Origin of the sequence: Spirosoma profusum (assembly GCF_014699005.1) — a bacterium.
Classification (GTDB): Bacteria; Bacteroidota; Bacteroidia; order Cytophagales; family Spirosomataceae; genus Spirosoma; species Spirosoma profusum.
Genome location: NZ_JACWZY010000021.1, coordinates 37722 through 63264, shown reverse-complemented (window position 1 = coordinate 63264; position 25543 = coordinate 37722). Strand labels below are relative to the sequence as shown.

The following is a 25543-nucleotide window of genomic DNA, read 5'->3' as shown; positions in this document are numbered from 1 at the left end:
TTAATGACTTATGTGATCAATATTGAAGATGGTGGAGGCAAGGAGTTTTACCTGGCAAGTGATGGTAAACTAGTCGGTTTGTCGTCGACAGATAAGCAGGAGCCTCAGGAATTTAAAGCCATCAAGCTGGCCATGAAAAAAATGGACCAGTTGAGGCCCAAGTACCCACCTGTCTGCCGGATTTATGCTGTGGAACGCGTTGAATTTGATAACCGTCGCCAACTGCTTCAGCAGCCACAGTCCTGATGAGCCATTATTCAATTTAGTTAACCCGTTCCCTGATCAGGCGGGTTTATTTTTTTTATTGGGGAAAATCGCCTTGATGAGTGATTTTCGATAAGCCTCCCCAATTGGAATGAGCTTGGTTTGACTTTCTTTCTTGATACCCAGCTGCTCTTTTTCAATCAAATCAATCCGCTTCTTGGATACGATGTAGGACTTATGCACCCGAATAAACAGCTTGGAGGGCAGTAAAGCTTCCAGTTCACTTAAGGAAAGGTGTAAATTGATCCGATCCGTCGGCGTGTAAATGGATACGTACGTTCGCTCACTTTCGATCCAGAGTATTTCAGTAAAGTCAATACGTTGCAATTTACCATCTACCCGCACATAGGTATGGTCATCCGATTCTGGCTCATCGGAAGTCGACTCACTTAAGGAACGGACCTTGTTAACTGCCTTCAAAAAACGATCAAAGGGAAAGGGCTTACAGAGAAAATCAACTACATCGTAATCGTAGCTTGGTAGGGCATATTTAGGATAAGCCGTTGTTAAAATGTAGTTGTGTTTGTGGCCTGATATCTTGATGAAATCCATGCCATCAATCGCAAAATTGGGCATCTCAATGTCCAGTAAAACCAGGTCAACGGGATGGTCATCTAAAAAAGTAAGCGCTTCCGTGGGATCAAGGAATGAAGCTTCCAGCTTAAGAAAAGGCACTTTGTCAATATAGCTGAGCAGGTGCTCGATTGCCATTTCCTCATCATCGACGACAATACAGGTGATAGCCATAAAAGAGGTGGATCCGTTATTAAGTGTGAATAATTAATTGACAACTGTACTGGTTCTCATCCTGATTGACGTTAAATGAATAACGACCCTCATACGTTAGATCCAGTCGCCTGATCAGGTTCGCCAAACCAATGTTATTGGATTCAGGCCGATTCTTCTGATTTTTCTTATTACTGGCATAAAAACATATACTGGTGTCAGTCGTCTCAATTCGAATGATCAGCGGATGATCAGCCTCATTCATCTTTCCATGCTTGAAGGCATTTTCGACCAGGCTTATGAAAACAAAGGGGGGAATCATTTTTTCGGCCGTCATTCCCTTGACGATAAAGTCGATAAAAAGCTTGTTTTTATTACGTTCTTGGTGAAGGGCAATAAAATGATTCATGTAGGTTATTTCACCATCCAGATTAACCAGGTTCAAATCATCCTGCATACTGTAGCGCATGATATCCGAAAGTTTCAGAATCGCCTGCCCTAAGTCGGGTAAAGTATCCGAGCTCTTAATGTAGAAATAATTCAGGGTGTTGTATAGAAAATGGGGATTGATCTGCGATTTAAGAGCTCTCAACTCCGCCTGAAGCGTTTGCTCCCGCAACTGAAGTCGCTGTTCCTCAGCCTGGCTTCGTTCCCGCTCCAGAGCCAACTCCTGGCGTTTGGACGTATTAATTGCCTCCTTAATTTCTTCGGTCACGGTTGGTATCACATTGAACACGTCCAGAGTGATACTCATAAAAAAGTAAGCTGTAAAAAAAGCAATCACAATAAAGACAAGCCAGGAGTTGAAATACCTGGAGACGGCAGGTGGGTTGAGCGAATGATTTTTCAATTCCTGATGACGGGCTAAAGCCCAGGGTTTCCTCTGTGCAAGCGCAGACTCATAGCGTGCCGATTCAGTAGGCGTTAAATAATTGAAGCGATGAGTATAACCATATTGAACGAATGACACATAAACGAGCAGGCTCAATACAAGCAGAAACCAGATGAACGAGGCCTGCCGACCCAGTAGCATGGCTGATAGCACAATGAGCGAATGAGCTAGAGCGAAATCCGTTAAGATGGCATCACTACTGGGATTGCCTAGCCCTAGCATATGGCAGACGCTCATCATCATGATCGAGATAACGCTAGCCCAGCGGAGCAGAATGTCAATCTGTTTGTCATTGGTCAACAATCGTCTTTTTCCAAAAATGCGGATCGATTGTTTTCCCAGTAGTACTGACCCGTTGTAAAGAAAGGAAGCCAGGTTAGCCAGTCCAACAACTGCATATACGTATCCTAGAATAGGGTGGGGGACAAAGTGACCACTTGCCAGCTTTTCCATGATCAGGTAGATGGGGGTCAGCAAAATGTAGCTGCAATTAAGCATCACCAGCAACGTCCGCTGCGTGCGGGCGAAGGGTTTGGTAAGCTTCTGTCGGGAACTCTCCAGTAACGCCTGTAGGCCAATCTCTTCGCTTCTCATCTGGTCTGTAGATTTAGGCATAATCAAAGCAGGAAACATAAACGGGCGTTTTAATTTGAAGTACTGAATCGGAAAGGCCTTTCGCTTTGATTAACACATGCGTACTGACATCCTTTTCGAGTCCACTTAAGAGTCCCATCGATGGATCCACCAGCTGCTGCAACAGGGGATCTCGCTGGTCGATCTCACACATTGCTGAATGAAGGTTATGATGAGCCAGTACGCTCTCCAGTAGGATGGGCAGCAGTTCAGGGCGGCCTTTTTGAAAATACATTCCCTCCAGAACCAGAAACTCATTACGTGCCGGGTTAAAAAAGCGCCGGGATGCTGAAAACAGCGGGACCAGATTCATCAAAATCCACCCCCGCCAGCCTGCCATCTGATGAAATTGCCAACAAACCGGATTGGCCTGGACGCCGGCCACGATCTGGCCTTGTTCCTTGAGAACGAAATACTGATCCTTATACCCGATATGGGCGAATGTTTTAAAGCCATAGGAACCATAGAACTGATTTAGTAAAGGTTGCATCTGAAGAAGATCCGCTGAGGTCGCCTGAATAAACCGTTTATCCTTAAAAGGGGAATACCGGCGAAAAAAATAGGTTTTTAAGGTGGCCACTGACTCAAACCCTTCTTTCTGGGAAATCGCAATGGAACGCTCGTTTTTACCTTCGATATAGGAATAAAACAGAAATGGAGAGGGGGTATTCTGTTCAACGTAGGCAATAGCCTGTTGCTTCAGCAGCCGACCATACCCGTTGCCAGAGTACGCTTCATTCACCGCTAAATAACGACCGTAAAACCCAGTGGTCAGACTCGATCCCAGTTCCAGGCTTCGTTCATCCAGACAATAAGTGCCAATCAGCTGGCCAGCCTTCCTTAAATGAAAAAACAGGGGCCTGGTCAAATCCTGGATTTTGGCCTCCTGGTTGGTATGTTGATAACGAACCCCCCGTGTTCCATAAATGGTACGTTTCAACAGGTCAACAGCTTCTGGAGCAATTTTCCTGCTTACTGATAAAGTCAGCTCACCATCCTGATGGATCGTTGCTTCACCTAGTGGGCTGGAAGTATTCGGTTCACTCATTTTGGTAAGGTTAGCTCCTAGTATATAACGCTCAAAATCGAAAAAGGTAAATCCTGTTCGTACACAGTTTTGTCCCGTTGGTACACAGTTTTGTCCCGTTGGTACAACCCTCCCCAAAGCGGTAACTTTTTAAGCCGATTTTTGGCGTTGACTCGGTAACTCAACTACTTGTTAATGTAGTCATGACGTATTACAATTTTATCCAACAGAAACCAACAGTATACGAAGAATGGATGGGAACGGAAGTGAAATGGATATTACTTATGTAATCTATCTAATTGATGACATAGGCGAAGAATTCTTCATTAATCAAAAAGATGAATTAGTTGGCGTAAAAATGGCATTCAATCAGAATCCATTGATCGTTAAAAACCTATTTCAGATAAGTGCTCAACTTAACAGGCTTAGAAAAAAGTACGTTTTACGTTGGCAGCTGTTTGCTCTCGAATATGATGAATTCCTTGAACGTAAGGATCAGTTAAGTCTGCACTATAGGTTAGTAATTAGGGGATATCAAATTAGTAGAATAAACATTTAATTAACTCGTCTTTAGATTAGAATTCAAGATCTATATCAGAGATTCTAACTTTATGCTGTTTAAATACTAAGCAGTTAACCATGTTCTTAGCCTATGATTTTATATAACCATTGAATTACTAAATATCTTATCAGAAAATCGTGACGTCCACTTTGGATAAAAAAAGTTCTTTATACTTTTACAATAGATAAAAATTTATCCTTATTTCCATGATTAACCAGGAAAAACTTATTAGGTTCCTGCGTTCGAAACCTGCCTTAAATCTATCCCAGATCGAAAAGGAAGCGGGTATTCCCTCAAAGACGCTCCATAAGGCCCTGTCGGATCAAAAAGACATCCCGGTTAAGCACTTACCGGTGCTGGATGAAGCCGTGCGTCGGTACGGCTACTCGGATGCTTTGTTTGATAAAGCCAAGGTGATTTCAGTTGTCAATCATAAAGGAGGAGTGGGTAAAACGACAACTACCATTAACGTGGGAAAAGCCCTAAGTTTGCTGGGTAACCGGGTACTGCTGGTAGATATGGATTCACAAGGCAATTTATCCCAATGCTTTGGCGTTCACGACCCCGATGAACAGGTCATTGATGCTTTATTAGAGGGGTCAGACTTACCAATGGTTGAAATTTCCAGTAATTTATTCCTTTCTCCTTCCGATATACGAATGGCTTATCGGGAATCGGAGCTAGCGAACTCCATTGGAGCAGATCGCCGCCTTGCCTTGAAACTGGAAGATGAACGGGATAAGTTTGATTATATTCTTATAGACTGTCCGCCAAGTCTGGGCATCTGTACAACGTGTTCGCTGGTAGCGTCTAATTTCTGCGTAGTGCCTATTCAACCCGAGGCAAGTGCTTATCACGGGGTGGAAAGCCTGTTTAACCGGATTGCGGAAGTGCGAAAATACATTAATCCGACCTTATCAGTGAAAGGAATTGTGTTTACCATGGTGCATAAAAACCAGAGTATTCATAAAAGTATGATGAGCCATATTCGGGATACCTACCGAAACTTCCCCATCTACCAGTCCATCATTGAGGTGTCTACCGTCATTAAGCAATCCCAGGTGGCCAAGGAAGACTTATATACCTATTCAAACAAGTCTGTCTCTTGGCAGCAGTATCACCATCTGGCCACTGAAATAATGACGATTTGATATGAAAAAGGACTTTATGAGCTCGATGCGCGAGAAAACATCTTCGCTGCCAACATCACTTTTATCGACCGAGGAAAATATCAAGAGCCAGATTCAGATTCTTGACCAGCTTCGGGATTTAATCCCCCCCTTACTGGAGGAAGAATATAATCAACTGCAGCAAAATATTCTCAAACACGGAGTAAAAGATCCGCTAACCGTTTGGGAGACAAGTTCAAGCGTTCTCCAGCTTGATGAAGAGAATCGGCCTGTTTATATTCTCCTTGACGGTCACAATCGATATCGAATTAGTCAACAGCATAAGTTAGATTACCGGATTAACCTACTTCGATTTACCAATTTAGAGGAAGCCAAAGATTATATGATTGACTTCCAGTTGGGAAGGCGTAATCTTTCCACGGAACAAATAGCTTACCTGCGAGGCCTTAGGTATCTGCAACAAAAGTCGATACGTGGAGGAAATAAAACATCAACAGCTGAATTAGTTGATGTTTCTGCAGTACTCGGAAAGGAATATGGCGTAAGTAGCCGGACCATTAAACGGGATGGTGATTTTGCCGCTGGTCTGAATAAACTAAATCCTGAAGCGAAACAGCAGATCTTATCAGGGAAAAAAAAGGTGGCCAGATCGTCCATCGAAGCGATGGCTAAAACAGAATTGACCGAGTCAAGCGGTGTCGCTGAAGCGGTTTTTGAGCCTGCTAGAAGAAGTCATAAACGAGTAGGTGAGGAGCGAATAAAGAAAATTGAAAGCTTGATCCGGGAACTAGCTGCTGGAACGCTCTCTAGAAAGACATGCGAGCAAATTATACTGAAAACTAATGAGTTGCTAGGTCTTTTACAAGCAAAGTGACACCTTGTCACTTTGCTTGTAAAAGAAAAATATTGAGTAACTTTTGCCATTAAAGTAATGAATAAAAGTAGCAAACTGCTCAAAGTGACAGGTTGTCACTTTGAGCAGTTTGCCGAATAATTAAGCCATATTGAGTGGGAGACAAGGTTCATAAAGCGCTATGACTAACAGAATAGAATATCCCTTTCGTTATAAAAAATAGAAAGTGTTACCCAAGTAGCGAAGCCAATAAAGAATTTACAGGTCAATTATTCGGACGTTTTTCTGAACGGTGATCGAGTAGGAGGGAAGGGTCTGGAAACGGCCCTCTTTGCGTGCATTTAATGTTCACCATTTTTAGCCAAGGTTTGGTTTTTGTGAACGTATGACCTTCATCCGGGCAGCTTGATACTGTAATTTCATCACCTATCCTTCATCCTTTATTGAGTAACTTCGCCGATGGGAAATCGTATTTGTCACGATCCCATTTTACTTTAAAAGACGTCTTTGCTTTCCAGCTAAATGGATCAATTAGTTTCTGATATTCGGCAGATTATTCATCAATCAAGAGAAAGTGCAGCTCGCTCTATCAATCATGCATTAGCCCTAATGTACTGGCATATTGGCCGGGTTATCGTCGAGGATGAGCAGCAAGGGCAAGACCGGGCCACGTATGGTAAAGGGCTGATTAAAAACCTTTCTAGTCAATTAGTTGCTGAATATGGTGAAAACTTTTCCAGCCGAAATCTCCAGTTAAGTCGACAGTTTTACCTTACTTATCCAATTGTGAACTCACTGAGTTCACAATTAACCTGGACGCATTATAAAATCCTGATACGACTGGAAGACGCTAATAAGCGAGCGTTCTACATGGCCGAAACGGATAAAAATGCCTGGACGGTGCGGCAACTGGAACGGCAGATCAATAGCTTACTGTATGAACGGCTATTAATGAGTCAGGATAAAGAAAGCGTTTTAGCCATTGCCCAATCACAAGCTAAGCCGACTCAACCTCATCAAGTAATCAAGGATCCTATGGTGTTAGAATTTTTGGGCTTAAAACCACAAGCCAGTTATTACGAACATGACATTGAAAGCGCCATCATCACCCATATTCAGGAATTTCTGTTGGAACTAGGGAATGGTTTCTCCTTTGTCGCGCGGCAAAAGCGGATCATCATTGACAGCGACGAATTTAAAATTGATTTGGTCTTCTACAATCGGTTATTACAATGCTTCGTACTACTAGACCTGAAAATGGATAAAATCACTCATCAGGATTTGGGTCAGCTACAAATGTATGTTAACTACTATGACCGCAGCATAAAGGAACCTTACGAAAATCCTACAATTGGTGTTCTGCTGTGTGCAGATAAAAATGACGCGGTAGTCCGGTATACACTTCCAGAAAACAATACCCAGCTATTTGCTAGTAAGTATCAACTCCATCTACCAACAGAGCAACAATTAGCAGATGAAATTCGAAAAGAACTAAATGAAGAGGAAGATGATCAACTGTAGTTGATATTGTTCAAAAGTTCGCGGAAGCTTGGCGTTATTGGCTATTTGTAATTAAATAGCGCATTTTTTAGCCGTTTTTGCACAGAATTTTGTAGCGACACTGGGCTAATAACGCGTAAATCAGGTCCGAAGCTGAGTAGGAGGGTTACTAACTCTTGATTGATTACAAGTCGTAATTCTAGTTCCATTCCAGCATCTGTATCGGTAATAATTCGTTGACTTTTATGCAAAGGCTTCGTAAGCACATAAGGGGCTCGACCAGCGGTTATATGCAATCGGATCGTCTCTACACCTTTACTTTTTTCAGGAATGGTTACCCCAATAAGCGAATCAAAATAAGTACCAAAATCAGAATCCGCAGATCGATAGTTGAGCTGACTAGCACTCAATTGCTGAATACGATCTAGCGCATAATTCTGGGGGTGTAGGCCTTTCGATTCGTTAAGCGCAATCAAATACCAGCGTCCATTATAGGGTTTCAGTAATTGCGGATGCACTTCGATTTGACTAGCTTGGGTAGCTCTATAGGGTTGGTAATGGATCACTAAAGGTGTTCTATCCCGAATTGCTATGTACAAAGGCTTTAAGTACGTCGTACCGATGTAGTCTGGTGCCACTTCAAGCTGAAGAATAGGAGTGGCCGAGGTTACGTCATTGGGAACATGCCGCTCCAGGCGCTGAATCAGTTCAGATAAATCATCGGCTAACCCGAAACCTAGAAGCCCTTTAAGGGTGTAAAGACTTTGATGAAGCAGTAATAGATCGTCACTGGTAAGGGTACTTTTAAAAATAGAGTACTCAGGATCTGTATAATGATACCCTCTCTGCCTAGAAAATTTGATGGGTGCATTAAAATGCGTCGATGAACGCATATTTCTTAAGTCATCCCTAAGCGTCCGTATACAGATTCCCTCGCCATTCTCAGTCGTTTCGCTGTAATCTTCGTTGATGGCGTTCAATAAATCGTTGAACGTCCAGTTGCGATTGCGCCGACATAGACATTTATCAATGATGATATAGCGATTTTGAGCGTTTTTGTTAGTTGGCATTCCACCTAAGCTGTCTGGTAGTAATACAAAAAAAATACTTAGTGCATGATCCGATTTAGCTAAGTAAACCCTTATATGATTAGCTGACAAACGAGGGTTGAAAAAAATATTTATAAATTTTTTCAACTGTGCAAATTGACTGCACAGTTGCCTTTTTCCTTTGCCTCGGCATTTAGATAAAGCCCTTCTCATCTATAGTCTCGAACATGGATTGAGAAACTGTTATTGATTGCCAACTGGTCAATGTCCGAAACGGAAAGGCAATTCACTACTAAACGTTTCGAAAACTTAATCTTTTAATAAACTAATTTATTATGGCTAACCCTACGATTAAATACTTTCCAGTAGGCAATGGTGACATGTCACTGATCACACTTGAAGACGGCACCAGAATACAGGTTGATTGTAAGCTTACCGCGAAATCCGATGAAAGCACGGACCCGAAAATTTGTGATGTCAAGAAGGATCTGCTGAGTTCGCTTCAAAAACGTGATGGCAATTACTACGTAGACGTTTTTATTCTTACCCATGGTGACCGGGATCATTGCCACGGTTTCAAAGACAACTTTTATCAAGGCGATCCGACAAAATACGGGCAGAAAGAACGTGACCAGAATCTGATCATTATGGACACGATGTGGTTTTCACCCATGATTGCTGAACAGTACACCAACGAAGATGAAGATGCTCATCAGTGCGAAGCGGAAAGACGCCTTGACCTGCACAGGAGGAATCATCTGGATAAAGATAAGCCCGGTAATCGCATCAAAATAATCGGCTATGACAGTAATAAAGATTATAAAGATTTAAATCATCTGCGAGCTGTGCCAGGAGATGTGGTAACCCGGTTTAACGATACTGATCAGCAGACGTTCTCGATCTTTATTCACGCTCCGTTCAAAATCCATCTGGACTCTCCGGATAAGGATAAAAACTCGGCTAGCATTGTTTTCCAGGCACGATTTAAAGCCTACAGCTGGCGTTCAGACTTCTGCTGTCTGGCTATGTTCGGCGGAGATTCGGACCACACAACGTGGGCCGAGATTTTGGAGCGTACGAAACGGTTTAAGAATGATGTCAATGAAGAGGCTTTGAGCTGGGATTTGTTTCTAGCTCCGCATCATTGTTCCTGGAGTTTTTTCAATGAAACCTCAGAGGATGATGTACAAACCACTTCACTCGAAGCACTGGATTATGCCCGTAGTGGAGCCTGGGTAATCGCTTCCAGTAAGAAGATTGTCAATAATGATGACAACCCGCCTTACTATGACGCCAAAAAAGAATACGTAAAAAAGCTATCCGGTTCGGACAAGTTCCTGAACACGGCTGTGGAACCGAAGGAATCCGCGCCAGAACCAATAGTTTTTGATATTACGGTAAATGGACCGGCTAGAGCACCCAAAAAGTCCACGGGTTCAGCTTCTAGTTCAGCAGGCGGTGCTGGTGCGGCAGGAACAATTGTAACCCAGGGATAATATGCTGCGTAGTAGTTCTTTACAACCCTATGCAGATGACTTGTCGGTTGAGGTTCAGGCTGCAATACAAGAAATCGGTCAGTACTTTGGGATACCGAATCCCAAAGTACTGATTCTTGATCACTGGCACGTTGTTGTACCGGTCGTATATAACGTATCGTTACCGAGTAGGGGCGCAGTAGATGGTATTGATATAAGGGAACAGGAACCAATGTTGATTCGTCTTTCATTAAACAGTTACCCTCACGCTGCGCCGTTTTTACTAAGTGACAGGAAAGATTTTCCCAGATCACGGCTTTCACATTTATATTTTACGACGGATGACGAGCCAGCCAGGTTATGTCTGGTACGCAATAATCCCCATGAATGGTTCGCAACGATCAAACTAAGGGACTTCTTAGACGTGGGCGGCCAGTGGCTTTATAAGGCAGCTACAGGTCAGCTTGATGAAGACGGAGATGAGTTCGATCCAACCCGACTTGAAGGAAATATCGGTTTAAAGCATATTTACCGCTATGATCTAATCAATGAGGTCGTCTCCCAAAATCAGCGGTTTATCCCTGATCTCCCAGCTGCTTTATTTATCGGAGGGCAGCTTTTGAAAGCAGGAAAAGTTGATTCCTACCAGACAAATGCACACGTTCCATTTATTGTATTTGAAAAAGTCCGCAACGCAATAGCGATCCTTTCGACCGAAGAAAATGAAGAACTGGTTGCAAACCCAGTGTTTACGTTTGTCTTCTGGGATCCCGACGGTGCGATGGACAATCTGTATCTAACGTCCAGACCTAAAAATTATGGACAGCTCAAACTGTTTTTCAGCCTGCGTGGAATCGACTTACACCAGGCGCTCTTGAAATTGGAAATGCTTGGAGCTATCCCCAGGCTTGGACTGCCCATAGTTTTTGCCATTAAACGACCACGTAGAGTGATCGGGTACAATGGGAATTATGAGTTCATAAATTTTCTAATCGTCCTACCCGCCGAAGGCGTAGCTGCGATAGACGATAGTCGGAAGGTGAAGCTTCAAGGCCATATTGAACCCTTTAGCAAAGACATGGCTGTAACTCTCTCAGACAGGAACCAGACGTCCGCTTCGCTTTATATAGGTGCTGGCTCGCTTGGTTCTAAATTGATACTCCATGATGCGAGGAGTGGTAATCTCCAGATAGGCATTTGCGATGATGACACCATGCTGCCGCACAACCTCGCCAGACATGCATTAGTTGCTGATCGGTTAGGCCAGAACAAAGCGGAGGCTCTTGCTTCTATAATTAAACAGTTTTATTCGGCTGATAAAACGGATAAAATTACGGCCATCACATCCAATGCGATTTATTTGGATAAGGAGTTTCAAGAATACCAGTGCATTATCGATACAACCGCAAGTGTGCAGGTAATGAACTTTCTGATCTCAAAGCAACTGCCGACAAACACCAGATATTATAAAGCGGAAATAGCGGATGCAGGAGCCTTGGGCTTATTATACGCAGAAGGATACAACCGTAATCCAAGGATGGACGACCTGGTGAACCTGGCCAGTTTTAATGCCACCAAGATTGAGCAACTCAGGACCTGGCGAATGAATGATGCGCAACGTGAAGTGACCACATTGAATGTGGGACTTGGTTGTAGTTCAACAACATCTGTGATGGCGGATGATACCCTGGGTTTTCATGCCAGCGTATTCTCAAGAATGCTGGCTAAAGCAACTACTCAAGAGAGCCAAGGTATGTCAGGAATATTGGCTATTTCCAGTCTGGACGAAAGTAAAGGCTCTCCGAGCATCAGTACTGAATACCTAGACGTGCAGGCATTCGACATACTAAACTGTAAGGCCGGTAGCGGATGGGAAGTGCGGTTGATGGGTGGAATTAAAGAATTGCTTTTTGCGAACGGCAATCGCCAGGCACCTAAAGAAACAGGCGGGGTACTGATCGGTATCGCTAATTATAAAACAAAAACGATACATGTTTTTGACATTGTAGTTGAGCCGCAAGGCAGCCATGGAACCTACTGCGAGTTTGTTCGCGGTAACAAAGGCTTGCCAGCTGAAATTGATGAAATCAAGCGAAAGACTGGTGAGGTAATTGGTTACATAGGGGAATGGCATACGCATCCCATGAACCTGAAAGGCTTAAGCACAAAGGATGAAAAAACCATTGCTGAACTTAGGGTATTAAACCGTACGGTTCCTATACCTACCTGCGCTCTGATCGTGACACCAGATGAACTGCTGGTTTATGTTTATGAATAAATTTAGGATTGGCTATGCATGAAAAAAAAAGAGTAGGACTTGCTTTGTCGGGAGGAGGTTATCGAGCAGCGGCTTTTCATTTAGGCACCTTAAAAAAGTTACATGAGCTGGGTATTCTCCCCCAAATAAGTGTTCTATCCACAGTTTCTGGTGGGTCGATCACCGGCGCTTATTACTGCCTAAACCAAAAAGACTTCACGACTTTTGAGCAGGATTTAAAGCAAAAACTCGCGACCAAAAGCGTCATCCGTTCGGTCGTCTTCTCCTGGATATTTTTTAGAGCGTTGGTATATTTTTTTGGTGGCCTGATTCTAACCGGTTATTTATTGGCAGCGGGTTGGTCATGGCTTGCTGCGTTCGTGGTTCTTTTATGGCTATACTGCCTCATCCGATTTCAATTTTCTATCTTTCCGGTAAGCCGTCAGATCGAACGGGCTTACGATTCTTTTTTTTACCGAAAGGCTACCCTTTCGGATTTACCCGATCGGCCTGTATTGGCCATTGCCTCCACGAATTTACAGACCTGTCGTCCTTTTACTTTTTCAAAAAAGAAAATGGAGGACTCGTTCTATGCCTATCAGCAATTCCCGATACGCTTTCAGCATCAAGCCTTTCCGTTAGCCCGGGCCGTAGTGGCTTCGAGCTGCGTACCATTTGCCTTCTCACCGGTACGTATTGACCGGGAATATTTTCAAAAGCCTGAACACTTTAACCAGATTCGTCCCAACTTAGTGGATGGTGGTATTTTCGATAATCAAGGCATCCAAAAGCTTTCTCAGTCAGGAAGCTCTTATGAATGTGATGTAATTATTACCAGCGATGCAGGCAACAAACTGCCTTTTGAAGGCTCGTACACGTACACGTTTGCTCTGTTGCTGCGAACGGTGGAAACGTTCATGACCCGAATCAAAAATTTTCAGATGGCTCAGCACCTATTCGATGCGGCTAAAAGTCATCATAGAGAGATTGCTTATCTTTCACTAGGCTGGGACATAGAGAAATGTTTATCGGGATTCTTCGACGGATTAAAAGCCGGTCGGATTCCGACTCGGTTGATTGAAGCCCATCAGATTCCAGAAGAGTGGCTTTCAGATTTAGATTCCCATAAAGAGTCTGTTATGGAGCGACTTCAAGCCAGTATCGGCTATAGTCGTATAATCAATGAAAAAGTGGTCGACCAAGACAAGTTGATAGCCCGAAGTGTTTCGACGAATTTAACGAAGTTAAGCCCGAAGCAAATAGACTGTTTAATGCGGCATGCGGCCAACTTAACTGAGATTCAAGTTCGTTTGTACTGCCCATCATTAATTTGCTAACTGACCGGAATAGGTCTATAATCATAAAGCATGATCATCAAGGTTTTGCTCGCTCTTTCGGGAGACGCATTGCTTTTAAGCTGGGTAGGCTCAAGCGGCCAAAACCGCAACCTGCTTATGGATGGTGGCGTAACTAATACGTATACGCTATCGCTGAAGAGGGAAATTCAGACACTCCTAAAAAACGGGGAACAAATTGATCTGCTTATTCTTAGCCACATTGATTCCGATCACATTGGCGGTATTCTCCGACTGGTTAACGACATACAGTTAAACCGGTTGCCTGATCAACTCATTGCCCGTTGTTGGTTTAATTCAGCCCGTGTCTTATCCAGGTATTTTGTCGACATGGATTTACCAGGTAAAGATATTGTCTTACCTCATGTGGATAAACAAATCAGCATCAAGCAGGGTAACACCTTTGAAAATTTTCTGACTAGGCTGAAAATCTCATCCAATTCTCTACCCGTCCTGGCTTCACAAAAGTATGAGGTGGACGGCTTGGTCATCGATATTCTTTCTCCGGACGAGACCGGGCTTAGAAAGCTGAGTAAGAACTGGCCCGCTGAAATCAATAACCCCGGGCACGTGCCCCTTTCAGGCGCGCCAACCGATTATCATCGAACGATTCTCGAATTGATCCATCAACCGTTTACGGAAGATAAGGGAATTCCCAACGGCAGCAGTATTGCGCTGCTGGCAACGGATAAGACCAGCCGGATTTTATTATTAGCGGATGCCCATCCCTCAACAATAGTTGAGGCACTGGTTAAGAAAGGGTACTCTGCCTCCAACCCGTTACAAGTAGATTACGTCAAGGTATCTCACCACGGCAGTAAGCACAACATTAATAATCAGTTGCTCGACTTAATTGACTGCCGCCAGTTCATTATTTGCAGTAATGGCCACAACGCCCATGGCTTACCACACAAAGAAGCCTTGGCCCGAATTATCCATCATAATTATGTACGGGGTCGTCGAACCAAATTGATTTTTAATTATTCAAATCTAGTTACCACGACTCTATTCACTCCTTTGGAAATGGACGAATATAATTTTTGCTGCTCCTATCAAAACCAGTTGACTGTTGAGGTATGAATTTATCAGAACGATTGCAAAAACTGACGATCCGTATTAACCGAATCGGAAGTGGTATTCTCTTTATTCACCCGAATGATGTCAAACACTACTATGTATTCACCGCCAATCATTGCTTGGAGAACAATCCAACATTTTGTCTGGTCGAATACGAGGAACCAGTCGGTGTTTTTAAAAAGATAATTGTTGATAAGGCCAACACGTTTGCCGATCCGAAGAACGATTTTGCCATCATCTTACTGGATAAAGCCGATTTCCCACTAGACGAATCGGCGATTCCCTCTCTATCCATCGGGCGGATAACGGATGAATCAGGCACCTTCCAATTTAGGGGCTATCCCGCAGCCTTAGCTGGAGAAGCTACCAAACTGGAAGCTCGATTTATTGAAGGTAATGCGCAGGGCTTCAAAATCCGGGTCACTACTAACCTAAGTGATTCTTCCGGGGAATTGGCCTCCAGCTCGGTAGCCGGGTTTTCGGGCAGTGGTGTCGTTTTGGATGCCGGAGATCAGCCCGCGCTAGTCGGTATTGTCACCCACCTGGGGAATTCAGCAGGATCATTTAATCAGGTGCACTGCTGCAATTTTTCCATGATCAATCAACTCTTTAATCGCTACAGCCTTCCCCAGTTAACCGTGGACGACGTGGCCGGAAGGCTGGATGATCAAACGACGGAAACCCTTTATTCATCGCTGCTGAAAGTCCAGTTGCCTGACAACGTGTTTGTGGGTGAAATCAATATTGCCCGCTCGGAGCTGTTTGACTATGCCAAACGGGAAGAAAAATACATTCCATTCCGGCTGGATAGCCGCCAGTTTGTTTATGAGCTTCTCAAAATGAAGGGGCTACGGCTGAGCGGTGATTTCGCCGTTTACAACAACAAGATCGTTACCTTCTATGACCTTACCCAGCGGGATAACTCATTTCATCATCTGGTTGACCAGGGAACTGTTGAGTGTTTAGCCGTGGATGAGTATTGTAGTACGCCTGACAGCCAGCGAACCTTCGTCAATCTGCTTAATAACTGTCTAAGTAGAAAACTTCATCACCTGAACGTTTCCTGGAAGCACGAGGACAAGACATTTATTTTTGGACCCCAGGATGAGGGATTAGGCAAACGGCAAATTAAATGGCAGGGAAAAGTCAAATCGGAACGGACAGTATTTGAAGCGAAAATGCAGTCAAAAACCAACCCCGACGAACCTGATAAGCTGTTACACTGCACCCATTTTGCCTTTCAGGGCCATTTCCGGCAATTTGGTCAGCAGTGGTTTTTCAATATTATGCCAGATTCCTACGCGACCTGGAATGGTAGCAAAAAACACCCCTGGAAAACCCAGGAGTTGGCCGCTTACAAGAAAAAAAATGAGCGTAATGGCGAAGTATTCACCCACGTACGGTTCCTCGCCTACTTTTTGACCCAGAACAAAGACTTCTTTGTCAATTTTGACGATCTGGTCTGTTTCGACAATGCCCCTAAACTAGCGGATGAGTATTGGCACATTAAAAAAGAAAAGAAAGAGAAATGAAATTGAAATACATCCAGGAGCCGGAACTAGAATTCGCCCAAGGGAAACATATCTGCCCCAGAGCGGGCATCAGTGCGTTTCATACGTATGAATCAAAAAATGACTATCGAAAAAAAGAGATTAACGTTGGTGGGGTTGGCACCAGTGATAATCTAGGCAAACTAGCGGACTGGATTACTAAATGCAGCCACTTCATTCCGCAGAAGACGGAAAATAATCACCCTCACTTATACCCTTCGTTTGATGGATTTTCGGCTCAATCCGGGTTCATGGCCAATCTTCAGTACGGCGAAGCCCTGGCCAAAGATCTCAATAATTCGGACATTAAACGAATCATAAAGATCGCTAACGATAACGATCGGATAACGCAGGCCATCGACTTGTATTACGAAAAAGTAAAATTCATTGCCCAGCACCGAAACGTCGATTTGATTACCTGTGTCATTCCTAATGAACTGTTTCCGTATATCTCAAAGGAGGTAAGGACCGATCATGAGGAAACCATTGAAGGAGAAGAAACGGAAAAAACGGATTTTGAATTAAATTTTAGGCGGGCTTTGAAAGCCAAAAGTATGCACTTGGGCAAACCCTTGCAGCTGGTCCGAGAACAATCCTTGACGCCTTCCCGCTTTAATCAGGATGAGGCCACAAAAGCCTGGAATTTTTGTACGGCGGCATATTATAAGGCTGGCCAGATTCCCTGGCGTCTGCCTCATAATATCAACCGGCCTTCCGTTTGTTTTGTAGGCATTAGCTTTTATAAAAGTCGAGATAAAAAAGTAACCCACACCAGCCTCGCTCAGATTTTTGATGAATTAGGTAACGGCGTAATTCTGCGGGGAACCCCCGTAAAAATCGATGAACGGGATCGCAAGCCGCACCTGGAATCGGAGCAAGCATTCGATTTGTTAAAAGGAGCACTTAGCGAGTATAACCTAGCTATGGAGACCTTCCCGGCTCGATTAGTCATCCACAAGTCGTCAAATTATAATCAGGAGGAGTTAGACGGTTTTCGAAATGCCGTTTATGATATGGGTATAAGTAAAGTAGACTTTGTAACCTTACTCGATTCGGATATTAGGATGCTTCGCGATGCCATGTATCCACCCCTGAGAGGCACTCAAATTGAACTGGATAAAAATATTAGGCTACTCTACACGAAAGGGTCAGTTGAGTACTATCGGACTTACCCAGGGCCCTACATTCCTCAACCACTTGAAATTCGCATAGTAGAGAGCGACACGTCGCCGGATATAATTTGCGAAGAAATCCTCGCTTTAACGAAAATGAACTGGAATAATACCCAGTTTGACGGAAAATATCCGATCACGATGGTATGCGCTCGTAAAGTAGGGGAAGTCATGAAGTACCTCGACCGGCATGAAAAGGCACAAATAAAGTACGGGTTTTATATGTAAGCTACCGAATCCAAGCGCTCTAGAATGGTAAAGCCGTAGCATATGGATGTTTGGTGAAAACAGTGGGCCGCGCTAGGTCAATCGATTCGGAGACGGACCCATGCCTCCAGGCCGCGCACTACCATCCGAATCAAAGAGCGGACAGTGAGACTTATTGATTCCTGAATAAATCTTTAATGTAAAAATGAGTATCGATTCGTTATTGAAACTATACAATAGAATCAAAGTAAAGCCACTTGACGGATCAAAAGGGGAAAGCTTTGTAGAATTTTTCAATAATTCGTCACATTGAAATTAATTCTCAGCTAACAACGCTTCATATTTTTGAAATAGCTTTATGACTATTTTGTCAATTAAAATTAGTAGAGCAAAGCGTACAAAGTAGTTATCATAATTATGATCTGAATTGTATAGATTCTTGAATGTGGGAAGATTTTCTTGATAAGACAACGTATTATGAGCACATCGATTTCGATGTCGGTACAATAGTTCATAGCGTTCTTGCAATACGTTTTCGAAAAGGTTAGCCGAAGCAAATTGATTGTGAGGTAGAACTTGGTTATTTTGAGTAAATTCTAAATAAGCCAGCTCTGCCCATGTCGAGAGATTCGAACCAGCAAACAAATTTGTAATTTCTGCAATAGTTTGTTGCGAGATTGCTTGACGATCAAAATACGCAGCATGGTCGAAATCATGTTGAAGCTTCTTGATTGCAGAAATCAAATCTTTATAAATAGTGTTTTTCTCTTTATAGTCAGAACATTCCCCGAGTCTGCTCTTTGTGTATCGTTCGTATCGATATTCGTAATCATCTGTGGCCAATTCCCAGCAAATACACTTCATCTTCTGCTCTTGTGCACCAGTTAATTTGAGGAACACTGACTGAAAAGTATATTCGCTTAGTGAATAGGTTTCAATACCATTTCCAATTCCCTTGTTCGCAGAAACAAACTCTTTGAGAATTTCAGAATTAGGAGTCAGAATAAAGTTGGTATGCTTACTCATTAGTGTATTGATCATAAATTTCAATTGACCTATCCATTCTCGCTCGTAAATATTTTAAAGCACTTGGCGCTCTTTTATGGCCTGGCTCGTCTCTAAAAACAATTACTGCTTCTTGTAATTCAGCATTTAGATCAGCTTTTCTGGCTATGTCTATAGTTTTGTTTTCGAAGAGTATGCAGTAAATCAATCCAAACAAATAGATGTCTGCTTCAATAATCGAATTGAACTGTTTGGGAATATCAAGCTCATGTATTGTTGCGTTCAAGCGTTCAAAGCGCTCCTGATATAAACCTTGTGGGAAAATTTCTGTAAATTCTTTAAACAAGGTTGAAGGATGCTCCCCAACAACAGAATATATATATTCTTCATAATATTTTTCCATCTTCGGCTTGTACCCTCTCGCTATATTCGTACCGTTATCGTTGATAGCATACTGAGATAAGAGCGCTATAAATCTTACAAAATCAATCTTATTTTCAATATTGGAGTTTTTAAGGGCATATTCATTCATGAACGGCGGGTCGAAAAAATCTGTACGTTCTTTGTTTAAGAAGTATAGCGATGCACGGCTTTCTAATGGAAGTAAAGTCTCTCCCTGGATATTTATATTTCTGAATACCGAAGAATAATATTTCTGCTGTACTTGTAGGTCTTGTGTATCCGGTACCAAATAAGAAAATCCTAGAAATGTGCGCTTCAAAAAGGTTTCATCTATTTCAAAATCTACATTCTTATAATTCCCGGGAACTATTTTACCGAGTATCTCAGCCTTAGTTCTTCCTTTTGTAGTGAGTTGTCTAAAATCCCACGCTAAAATATTGTCAAGCTGGGGTTCATCATCTATATCATCATCATTTTCGTTAGCCATCTGCTGTTGTGTTGCTTTGAAGGTTTCCACATCAGGATAAAGGCCTAAATGAGCCAAAAGAATACTGGTTAAACGTTGCTGACCATCTAAAATCAAGTTTTGATTAGCATTATTTTCGTAAAATGCTCCAATCGTTATTGGGGGCACAAACTCCTTTTTCTTAAGTGTATCGATCAGTTTACTAACCTTAGTTTCGTCCCAAACGAAGAACCGTTGATAGTCAGGGAGAATTATATTGCCTTTGAGCAGAAGGTCTAGCCAATGTCGTAAAGAATACTGTCCGTAGAATACTCGGTTGTCCATTAATTATAATGTTTTTCTTATGATCTTCCGTTACATGATAACGACTAACTGGGTGTTATTGCTGCTTGAACAAGGCTGTAAAGTGGCTTTACTTTGATTCTATAAAATAGCTCCCCTAGTAACTCGATTACCACCTTTGACTTTACGGCCTTATTCACGTATTAATAGTTACTTTATGAATAGTTGTCATCTAAATCTTCTAGCAACAAAATGTGGCGGAAGTTAACAACCTACAATTTATCTAGTGTAAACCCGCAGTTTTTACATCTGATACTATTTGATTCATATTGTAATGGGATATTATCACAAGTACTGCTCTGACAAATAAGACTATTTTCAATTTGAATCCATAATTTAACAACTGTTAGAAGCTCACTACTTGTAAATGATGTAGAAGAGTTTTTATAGTGGGCAGAATAATTGCGAAAACTTGATAAGCCATCTAAATCAGAAAAGAGCTTATAAAGCGGATGCCTTTCTGAAAGTAAATCTTTTATACGCTTTTTTAGAGGGTTAAAAAGTTCGATCATACTATATTGATTATCAATCCTATATTTTATGGCTGTTTGAAGATTCTGGTTTATTTCCTGTAAACGCCATTCTAGGTATCGACCTAACTTTTGACCCGCACTAATGCTTTCATCATCATTTAATTCATCAACTATTTCATCAATCGAATTTTTAGCTAATTTGTATTTTGGCCCAGAAGAGCTATCCCAACCTTGAAATTTATATTTTATCCAACTTGGGAATCGATTTTGAATTTGGTCATACCAAATTTGATCATGCGTCAATATTAGGAATTGGTGATCAGGAAAATTTGCTTTTATTAAAGATAAAACTTTGGGCCTTTTATGAGCATCAAAACTATTAATGATGTCATCAAGGATTATAAATTTAAAATCTTCATTAAAAATTTTAATTGACGCCAAAAATATTGCTAAGCCAAAGCTATTAACTTGAGATTCACTCAACACTTTAAATGCAGGTGAAACTTTTTTACTAACGAATTCTATTTCTAATTCAACTGCCTTATCTTTTCCAGTTATTAAATTTACAGTTGGGTTCTTTATATGGGCACTGTCCTCTTCAAGGGTTTCAAAATAGGTAACAACATTATTCGCAATTTTATTAAATGATTCCTGCATTTTATCGCGAATAAAATTATTAAAGGATTCTAAAATTTGCGAATAATTGTATTTAACATTACTTAGGTAAGTTACTTGTTTAGAAAGTTTTCTAAAAAAGAAATATGCCGTTGATGCATCTTTTGCCCTCTGATAATCGTTTGATAACTCCTTTATTGAACTATCACTTTCAAGAATATCAATTTTATCTTTTAATATTGCTCTTGCCTTATTTTCAAAATCTACAATTTGTTCTATTTGCGCAACAAAGGGCTCTTGGCTAATATTTATTGTTTTGATGTCAATAATATCCTTCTCAATTATAGCCAATGCTTTCGTAAGTTCATCAGAACATAATTTATTAAGAGACGCAAATTCATTAAATTCAATGTACCCATTTATATCTTGGGTAATTTGTTTGCACTTAGTAGTGTACGCTCTAAAAATACCTATTAGTTCATTTTGAAGTGTTATAAATTCATCCTTTTTGTCTTGAAGATCTTTGAGTGTATGGTGTTTATTTTGTATATGTCCTACTAAGTTTCCTAAGTACACCTCATCACATACTGGACATGGCCCTCCATCGTGGTAATTATTCTCTAAGACTTCTAAGCTCGTTCTATAAAGATTTACTAAAAGTAAATCTTTAATGCTTTTCTCATCCGCTTTAAGCGAATTGAATAGAGTCTCTAAATTTTTTATTTTTTCTGTAAGTGAATGAATTGGGTAAAAGCGACTTAAACTCTGCTCTAAATCTTTTAGTGTCGAAAGTTCTTTCGCTTTAGGGTCATTAGCTACTAAATCTTTTAAACTAAAAATTAATTTTTTACTGTCGACTAACTTATCAATTGTTGGCTGTTTGTAATTAATTGCTATAGTGTTTAGAAAAGCTAGTACGTCCGCCGTTGATGGGTTATCATTACCTAAATGTTCTTTTAATCCAGCCTTGGCTTTTTCATACTCAATTGAAAATTTATTTAGCTTATCTTCAATTTTATTTTTGGCTGATAACAATTTTTCTTGAAAAGAAATCAGTGGATCAAATCCAAGATACTTCGCCAAGTATTTATATTTGTCCGTTTTAGTAAAATAGACAAACTGTTGTAAGTCTTTATACCTTAGATGAAAGGGGTGCTTTGCTTTCTCCTTAAAGGCAATATAATCCCCAGTTATAATAGGGTCTTTTATTTTCTTTTTATTGTACTGTATTTTTATATTTTCAATTCTAGGGTCTGTAAATTCAACTTCTAGGTAAGTATTCTCCCCATTTGAATTTCTATTTGGGTAATCTGCCTCTCCTGCGCCTTCTCTTGCTAAATGATCAATTTTATGATTGTGTAACCATTCCCAAGAATCCACAATTGAGCTTTTTCCGCTTCCATTCTTACCAAATATTACTAAGGAAGCATTGTTCTTTAAATCAAACTCAATTGGAAGGCTAATTCCTCGGAAATTTTCAATTTTAAACCGTTTAATAATCATTTTTCTTATTTAAATTGTTGTGTGGCTTCTTCTCCTAGTGCATCTAGCTTTTGGTCAATTTTGGATTCAAACTCTTGTACATTAAATATCTCATTACTTATGCAACTTTCTAAAAGTTCTTTAACTTCATTTAGTTGTAAACCTTCAAAAACTGTTTCCTCAAAAAAATCTTCGATTTTGGTCATTTTAGTAAGCTGTTATGTTAATTAATAGTGCCATTAATTTGAATCAATGGCGGTATCGACCGTAGTCATCACATTATCAAAGGCTTGCTAAAGACGCGGTATGTCCTCGGTGTCCAGGCTGATCCGGGCCTAAGTCTGTCCACATAACAAGAGGGTAAACAAGGCTGATAAAAATCGAAAAGGGCGTGGCTTCATCCGCTCGGTACTTATTTTTTTTGTAGTGTGTCTAATCCCAAAGATAAATGATACCCAACAAATACTTGGAAAGGGAGGGAAGGCAACCCTTTATGCGAAGTACGACTAACAAATGATATTTCAATGATTTATTGATTTAAACACTATCACAATGACTAATGTATACTAATAAATACAACAGGTTATATAGACTGTATTTATGTCAATCTGTCAGCCAGATGATATATGACAGTTTTATCGTAACAAAGCCATGACGCTCGTTATACGCTTGATTCACCTCTACATCTCGTTTAAAAATAAAACCCAACCTGATTTTTCTAAACTTTACATAACATTAACGCTGGTTCATGTATAGATATCAGCCACTGATGGGATATTATTCGTAAATGACTGGCAATGTTCAGTATTGGTCTTTAAAAGCAGGGTAGCTGCTAACAAAGGGCTATTCTCTGCGTTTACTTACCCAAACTCATTTAGCTAACTAATCCATGTATGACTTAACTCGATTTGTCGACGCGCAAGCTTCTTCCTATGCCCATGCACTTGTTGAAATCAGTAACGGCCGTAAGCAAACCCATTGGATGTGGTACATCTTCCCTCAACTAGCCGGATTGGGCTTTAGTCAAATGGCTCAATATTATGCCATTGCCGATTTAGCCGAAGCGAAGAAATACTTAGCGCATCCCATCCTGGGCAGTCGACTGATTGAAATTTCAAAGGCGCTTCTAGGTGTCGAGGGCAAAACAGCTCATCAAATTATGGGTAGTCCAGACGATTTAAAACTGAAATCGAGTATGACCTTATTTAGCCTTGTTGGTCCCACAAATCCTGTCTTTCAGCAGGTCTTAACTAAATATTATCAAGGAGAGACTGACAGTAAAACACTGACGTTGTTAGGTAAAAACGAATAAATGGGCTTCCCTCAACTATTGAATAAGCAATGAATTAACTATTGTTCTAGGCTTGCCATCCATCTAATCGCTTGACACTCATAGCCAAAAATTCTTGACCCCTCCGGGTCCGATAGCCCATCTGATTCAACCGATCGGCAATGACCCGGTAAGTCAACCCTTCTTTCCTGTAGAGCCGAATCAACTCCGCAGCTTGTCGATTGGCTAAGTTCACCAGAGCGTTTTGTTGACGGACGGCCAAACCTCGACGAGTCACCTCGGGGGTAATGTTGGGCATGCCTAGTTTATGTCCCTGGGCTTTCTTAGCGGCTAAGGCGGATCGAGTACGTTCACCGATCAACTCTCGTTCGTGTTGGGCTAATACGGCCATGATGCCTACGGTGAGGGTGTTGGCATCGGGAATGTCACAAGCGACAAAGTCGACTTCGGAGTTACGTAGAGAAAAGATGAATGACACATTCCGACTGAGCCGGTCTAACTTAGCAATTAGCAATCGCGCTTTGTTCTGTTTAGCGTGAGCAATAGCTGAGGCTAGTTGCGGACGGTCAGCTCGCTTACCAGATTCGACTTCAATAAACTCATCGAGCAGTTCGTCGCCAGGTTTGAGGAACCGTTGGACGATGTCCTGCTGGGCCGAGAGCCCTAATCCACTCTTACCCTGAGTAACGGTTGAGACGCGATAGTAAGGAACGTACTTCATTCAGTTCTTAGACGTATATAGGTTAGGGTTAAAAAGGGGATTAAAATCTATACTTTTCTCCCCTTTCCAAATTTAATTTGGCTTGCTCGAAGCGCACTTCAAACGAAGATAGTCAAAAATAGCTCTTTGTAACATTTTCACGACGAGCGTTGTGAAAATGTTACGGATTAAAATAATCAACTTAAGTTGACTATCGGTTACTTTTTGGTTATGCAAAATGTAAGGAGTCGTACGGACATGCTAATAGAAATGGCATCTTTATCTTTTCAAATCTGCACAACACGGCGAATCCTGTTATAACGACACGGACGGATTCTTTACATGTAGACAGGTGAAACCGATCGTAAAGCTAGGCCGCTGGCTTGGGCCATCTCCGTTGATTCACCAACTAAATCTAGTTTTCCCATATAGCTGTATGGAATAGGTAAACTCACTGCATCATCGAAGAATAGTCGGTCTATTGTCCATCAAGGTGTATATTTCAGCATTACTTCAGAAGTGCCTGGTGTACTATAAAAAGGCAGAAATTACGAATGCTTCTAACCACGGTTCGAAACCTCACGCTCATTGCTATATGCTTACTATCGGTCAGGCTATTCGCCCAGACCAAGTCTACCCCAACTGATGGCTGGCTAAATCAATACCATGAATACCAGGACTATGGTGAGGTCTATGTGGTCAAAAAGATTACCAAGGCGTGCCGTTCCTATCAAACCTTCCTGACCGATAAAAACGGACACAAATTAACCCCAGCCTATCGTGACATTGGCGACTTTGAAGAAGGGCTAGCCGAGTTTGTCCCCATGCAACGTAGCGGGCAAGGGCAGGGTCTGCACGGATTTATCGATAAACAGGGGAAGGTCATTATCGAGCCTAAATACATCGCCACCGACCGATTCCGCCAAGGCAAAACCTGGGTCATTTACCCCGCCGACTCGCACTATGGGCTTTCCTATATTGATTAGACCGGAAAAGAGCTGTATAAGATCCCCATTCAGCACTATCCAAACGATTACC

General features: G+C 41.7%; 22 protein-coding genes. 13 read left to right on the top strand and 9 right to left on the bottom strand.

From position 1 onward, the window contains the following. Positions 1–3: 3 nt before the first annotated feature. On the top strand, positions 4–246 hold the full coding sequence (locus IC229_RS22180) for a hypothetical protein (RefSeq protein WP_190889214.1): 243 nt from the start codon (positions 4–6) through the stop codon (positions 244–246). A gap of 36 nt (positions 247–282) precedes the next feature. Here IC229_RS22180 and IC229_RS22175 read toward each other — a convergent pair whose 3' ends face one another. From IC229_RS22175 to IC229_RS22165, 3 genes are read right to left on the bottom strand one after another with little or no spacing between them, the layout of a single operon-like run. Beyond that, a complete protein-coding gene (locus IC229_RS22175; protein WP_190889213.1) occupies positions 283–1011 on the bottom strand; it encodes a LytR/AlgR family response regulator transcription factor in 729 nt (242 codons plus the stop codon). 19 nt (positions 1012–1030) lie between these two features. After that, positions 1031–2497: a sensor histidine kinase gene (locus tag IC229_RS22170; RefSeq protein WP_223834127.1), complete on the bottom strand. Its 1467-nt coding sequence runs from the start codon at positions 2495–2497 to the stop codon at positions 1031–1033. Then, entirely contained in the window at positions 2490–3563 is a 1074-nt protein-coding gene (locus tag IC229_RS22165) for a GNAT family N-acetyltransferase (protein WP_190889212.1), read from the bottom strand. The genes IC229_RS22170 and IC229_RS22165 overlap by 8 nt, the downstream gene beginning before the upstream one ends. Positions 3564–3792: 229 nt before the next feature. Here IC229_RS22165 and IC229_RS22160 point away from each other — a divergent pair, with 229 nt between their 5' ends. The 4 genes from IC229_RS22160 to IC229_RS22145 all read left to right on the top strand — a co-directional run bounded on the left by IC229_RS22160 (position 3793) and on the right by IC229_RS22145 (position 7608). Beyond that, positions 3793–4101 (top strand): hypothetical protein, encoded by a 309-nt coding sequence (locus IC229_RS22160; protein ID WP_190889211.1) that lies wholly within the window; start codon positions 3793–3795, stop codon positions 4099–4101. A gap of 209 nt (positions 4102–4310) precedes the next feature. Then, positions 4311–5255, top strand: a complete 945-nt coding sequence (locus tag IC229_RS22155) for a ParA family protein (protein ID WP_190889210.1) — start codon at positions 4311–4313, stop codon at positions 5253–5255. A 1-nt stretch (position 5256) separates the two neighbouring features. Further along, positions 5257–6108, top strand: coding sequence for a ParB N-terminal domain-containing protein (locus IC229_RS22150; protein ID WP_190889209.1), 852 nt, complete (start codon positions 5257–5259; stop codon positions 6106–6108). Between the two features lie 501 nt (positions 6109–6609). Then, a complete protein-coding gene (locus IC229_RS22145) occupies positions 6610–7608 on the top strand; it encodes a PDDEXK nuclease domain-containing protein (RefSeq protein ID WP_190889208.1) in 999 nt (332 codons plus the stop codon). A 41-nt stretch (positions 7609–7649) separates the two neighbouring features. On the opposite strand, the gene IC229_RS22140 is transcribed toward IC229_RS22145, so the two are convergent. Further along, positions 7650–8849, bottom strand: a complete 1200-nt coding sequence (locus tag IC229_RS22140) for a helix-turn-helix transcriptional regulator (RefSeq protein ID WP_190889207.1) — start codon at positions 8847–8849, stop codon at positions 7650–7652. A 122-nt stretch (positions 8850–8971) separates the two neighbouring features. Here IC229_RS22140 and IC229_RS22135 point away from each other — a divergent pair, with 122 nt between their 5' ends. The 6 genes from IC229_RS22135 to IC229_RS22110 are packed head-to-tail and all read left to right on the top strand — an operon-like array spanning position 8972 to position 17750. Continuing rightward, positions 8972–10132 carry a ComEC/Rec2 family competence protein gene (locus IC229_RS22135; protein WP_190889206.1) on the top strand — a complete coding sequence of 387 codons (1161 nt, stop codon included), beginning with the start codon at positions 8972–8974 and terminating at the stop codon, positions 10130–10132. Between the two features lies 1 nt (position 10133). Next, positions 10134–12389, top strand: coding sequence for a ThiF family adenylyltransferase (locus IC229_RS22130; protein WP_190889205.1), 2256 nt, complete (start codon positions 10134–10136; stop codon positions 12387–12389). Positions 12390–12403: 14 nt separating this feature from the next. Further along, on the top strand, positions 12404–13705 hold the full coding sequence (locus IC229_RS22125) for a patatin-like phospholipase family protein (RefSeq protein WP_190889204.1): 1302 nt from the start codon (positions 12404–12406) through the stop codon (positions 13703–13705). Between the two features lie 30 nt (positions 13706–13735). Then, positions 13736–14803, top strand: a complete 1068-nt coding sequence (locus tag IC229_RS22120; RefSeq protein ID WP_190889203.1) for a ComEC/Rec2 family competence protein — start codon at positions 13736–13738, stop codon at positions 14801–14803. After that, a complete protein-coding gene (locus IC229_RS22115; protein WP_190889202.1) occupies positions 14800–16332 on the top strand; it encodes a trypsin-like peptidase domain-containing protein in 1533 nt (510 codons plus the stop codon). Before IC229_RS22120 ends, IC229_RS22115 begins: the two co-directional genes overlap by 4 nt. Beyond that, a complete protein-coding gene (locus IC229_RS22110; RefSeq protein ID WP_190889201.1) occupies positions 16329–17750 on the top strand; it encodes an argonaute/piwi family protein in 1422 nt (473 codons plus the stop codon). The genes IC229_RS22115 and IC229_RS22110 overlap by 4 nt, the downstream gene beginning before the upstream one ends. A gap of 294 nt (positions 17751–18044) precedes the next feature. Here IC229_RS22110 and IC229_RS22105 read toward each other — a convergent pair whose 3' ends face one another. From IC229_RS22105 to IC229_RS22090, 4 genes are all read right to left on the bottom strand, one after another. Further along, positions 18045–18755 (bottom strand): hypothetical protein, encoded by a 711-nt coding sequence (locus tag IC229_RS22105; RefSeq protein WP_223834126.1) that lies wholly within the window; start codon positions 18753–18755, stop codon positions 18045–18047. Further along, positions 18748–19926: a DUF262 domain-containing protein gene (locus IC229_RS22100; protein ID WP_190889199.1), complete on the bottom strand. Its 1179-nt coding sequence runs from the start codon at positions 19924–19926 to the stop codon at positions 18748–18750. The genes IC229_RS22105 and IC229_RS22100 overlap by 8 nt, the downstream gene beginning before the upstream one ends. A gap of 230 nt (positions 19927–20156) precedes the next feature. Next, entirely contained in the window at positions 20157–22535 is a 2379-nt protein-coding gene (locus IC229_RS22095; RefSeq protein ID WP_190889198.1) for an AAA family ATPase, read from the bottom strand. Positions 22536–22540: 5 nt separating this feature from the next. Further along, positions 22541–22720 (bottom strand): hypothetical protein, encoded by a 180-nt coding sequence (locus tag IC229_RS22090; protein ID WP_190889197.1) that lies wholly within the window; start codon positions 22718–22720, stop codon positions 22541–22543. A 683-nt stretch (positions 22721–23403) separates the two neighbouring features. Between IC229_RS22090 and IC229_RS22085 the strand changes: the two genes are divergently transcribed. Further along, positions 23404–23826, top strand: a complete 423-nt coding sequence (locus IC229_RS22085) for a DUF1810 domain-containing protein (RefSeq protein ID WP_190889196.1) — start codon at positions 23404–23406, stop codon at positions 23824–23826. 46 nt (positions 23827–23872) lie between these two features. Here the strand turns inward: IC229_RS22085 and IC229_RS22080 are convergent, their stop codons facing one another. Next, complete coding sequence (locus tag IC229_RS22080) at positions 23873–24526, bottom strand: recombinase family protein (RefSeq protein WP_190889195.1); 654 nt, start codon at positions 24524–24526, stop codon at positions 23873–23875. A 533-nt stretch (positions 24527–25059) separates the two neighbouring features. Here IC229_RS22080 and IC229_RS35395 point away from each other — a divergent pair. Continuing rightward, on the top strand, positions 25060–25491 hold the full coding sequence (locus tag IC229_RS35395; RefSeq protein WP_223834125.1) for a WG repeat-containing protein: 432 nt from the start codon (positions 25060–25062) through the stop codon (positions 25489–25491). Positions 25492–25543 lie beyond the last annotated feature (52 nt).

Bases quoted from the DNA above. Each gene is read 5' to 3' on its own strand.
- IC229_RS22135 (WP_190889206.1), top strand. From the start codon at position 8,972: ATGGCTAACCCTACGATTAAATACTTTCCAGTAGGCAATGGTGACATG.
- IC229_RS22105 (WP_223834126.1), bottom strand. From the start codon at position 18,755: ATGAGTAAGCATACCAACTTTATTCTGACTCCTAATTCTGAAATTCTC.
- IC229_RS22170 (WP_223834127.1), bottom strand. From the start codon at position 2,497: ATGCCTAAATCTACAGACCAGATGAGAAGCGAAGAGATTGGCCTACAG.
- IC229_RS22150 (WP_190889209.1), top strand. From the start codon at position 5,257: ATGAAAAAGGACTTTATGAGCTCGATGCGCGAGAAAACATCTTCGCTG.
- IC229_RS22120 (WP_190889203.1), top strand. From the start codon at position 13,736: ATGATCATCAAGGTTTTGCTCGCTCTTTCGGGAGACGCATTGCTTTTA.
- IC229_RS22085 (WP_190889196.1), top strand. From the start codon at position 23,404: ATGTATGACTTAACTCGATTTGTCGACGCGCAAGCTTCTTCCTATGCC.
- IC229_RS35395 (WP_223834125.1), top strand. From the start codon at position 25,060: ATGCTTCTAACCACGGTTCGAAACCTCACGCTCATTGCTATATGCTTA.
- IC229_RS22140 (WP_190889207.1), bottom strand. From the start codon at position 8,849: ATGAGAAGGGCTTTATCTAAATGCCGAGGCAAAGGAAAAAGGCAACTG.
- IC229_RS22145 (WP_190889208.1), top strand. From the start codon at position 6,610: ATGGATCAATTAGTTTCTGATATTCGGCAGATTATTCATCAATCAAGA.
- IC229_RS22175 (WP_190889213.1), bottom strand. From the start codon at position 1,011: ATGGCTATCACCTGTATTGTCGTCGATGATGAGGAAATGGCAATCGAG.
- IC229_RS22165 (WP_190889212.1), bottom strand. From the start codon at position 3,563: ATGAGTGAACCGAATACTTCCAGCCCACTAGGTGAAGCAACGATCCAT.
- IC229_RS22125 (WP_190889204.1), top strand. From the start codon at position 12,404: ATGCATGAAAAAAAAAGAGTAGGACTTGCTTTGTCGGGAGGAGGTTAT.
- IC229_RS22115 (WP_190889202.1), top strand. From the start codon at position 14,800: ATGAATTTATCAGAACGATTGCAAAAACTGACGATCCGTATTAACCGA.
- IC229_RS22080 (WP_190889195.1), bottom strand. From the start codon at position 24,526: ATGAAGTACGTTCCTTACTATCGCGTCTCAACCGTTACTCAGGGTAAG.
- IC229_RS22180 (WP_190889214.1), top strand. From the start codon at position 4: ATGACTTATGTGATCAATATTGAAGATGGTGGAGGCAAGGAGTTTTAC.
- IC229_RS22100 (WP_190889199.1), bottom strand. From the start codon at position 19,926: ATGGACAACCGAGTATTCTACGGACAGTATTCTTTACGACATTGGCTA.
- IC229_RS22090 (WP_190889197.1), bottom strand. From the start codon at position 22,720: ATGACCAAAATCGAAGATTTTTTTGAGGAAACAGTTTTTGAAGGTTTA.
- IC229_RS22110 (WP_190889201.1), top strand. From the start codon at position 16,329: ATGAAATTGAAATACATCCAGGAGCCGGAACTAGAATTCGCCCAAGGG.
- IC229_RS22130 (WP_190889205.1), top strand. From the start codon at position 10,134: ATGCTGCGTAGTAGTTCTTTACAACCCTATGCAGATGACTTGTCGGTT.
- IC229_RS22095 (WP_190889198.1), bottom strand. From the start codon at position 22,535: ATGATTATTAAACGGTTTAAAATTGAAAATTTCCGAGGAATTAGCCTT.
- IC229_RS22160 (WP_190889211.1), top strand. From the start codon at position 3,793: ATGGATGGGAACGGAAGTGAAATGGATATTACTTATGTAATCTATCTA.
- IC229_RS22155 (WP_190889210.1), top strand. From the start codon at position 4,311: ATGATTAACCAGGAAAAACTTATTAGGTTCCTGCGTTCGAAACCTGCC.